Annotated in this window: 1 protein-coding gene; it reads left to right on the top strand. The window is 51.7% G+C overall.

Features of this window, described 5'->3' with window-relative positions; genetic code table 11:
* Positions 1-914: RNA-guided endonuclease TnpB family protein (locus J07HQW2_RS06865; protein ID WP_021054698.1), on the top strand; the 914-nt coding region annotated here is incomplete at its 5' end.
* Positions 915-1009 lie beyond the last annotated feature (95 nt).

Below are 1009 nucleotides of genomic sequence, written 5' to 3'. Positions count from 1 at the left end.
AGTCCGTGACCACATCCAGCATTGACAACGCGCTTTACTCGGCTATTCAGAACCAAGCAATTCGAGAAGCGAAATCTAACCATAGCAAAGATGGGGAAGTCGAATACAGAGAGAGCCAGCCGTTCGCAGTCAACAACCAGAACTGGGAGATCGACACAACCGATAACGGTACAGTCGTCATCGGATTCCCGTGTGTTTCTCAGTGGTGGTACACACCTATTGAAGTGTACGACGATATTGCCGATTCCGTAAACCAACTGATCAAGGGTGACGCCGACAAGTCCCGTCTACAGGTCTACCGCCGTGGCGACGACTGGTACTGTACATTCAACGCCGAGTACGATACAGACACGTCGAATGGGACATCCATCGGTGTCGATATTGGCGAGCGACATATTCTCGCTGCAACGGCTTATAGTGAAGATGAGTCAATGCTGGTGTCAGGTGATGAGGCAAAGTACGTTCGGCGCAAATATCGTTCCCTACGCGATTCGCTCCAACAAGCGGGTGCGCTTCGCGCACGCAACCGTGTGGGTGACAAAGAACAGCGTCGAATCAAGGAATTAAATCACACACTCTCAGGGAGCCTCATCACGTTCGCGGAACAGTTCGAGAATCCAGTCATCAAACTGGAAGACCTCGAAGGTATCCGCAAGAATAGCTCGTGGTCAGGCATCCACTCGTGGCATTTCCACCAACTCCAACAGTTCATCACGTACAAAGCAGAACGTGCTGGTATTGGTGTCGAGAAGGTTGACCCGTACCACACTAGCAAATTATGTTCAGAATGTGGTTCGATTGGAACGCGTGATGGAGATTACTTTTTGTGTTCGGAGTGCAAGCGTGGACGCCACGCCGACTTGAACGCTTCAGAGAATATTGCACAACGTGAGGGAGAACCATGCACGGCGTAGCAGTTCGGCTGACGCGAACCGTGTACGTCGCTGGTTGAATAGCCAGCCGTCTTTGACGCCCGTTGTATGCGGGGAGGAAGGTCCCATTGACAGGA

The organism is Haloquadratum walsbyi J07HQW2 (assembly GCF_000415985.1).
GTDB classification, from domain to species: domain Archaea; phylum Halobacteriota; class Halobacteria; order Halobacteriales; family Haloferacaceae; genus Haloquadratum; species Haloquadratum walsbyi_B.
This window is presented reverse-complemented; position numbering and strand designations above follow the sequence as displayed.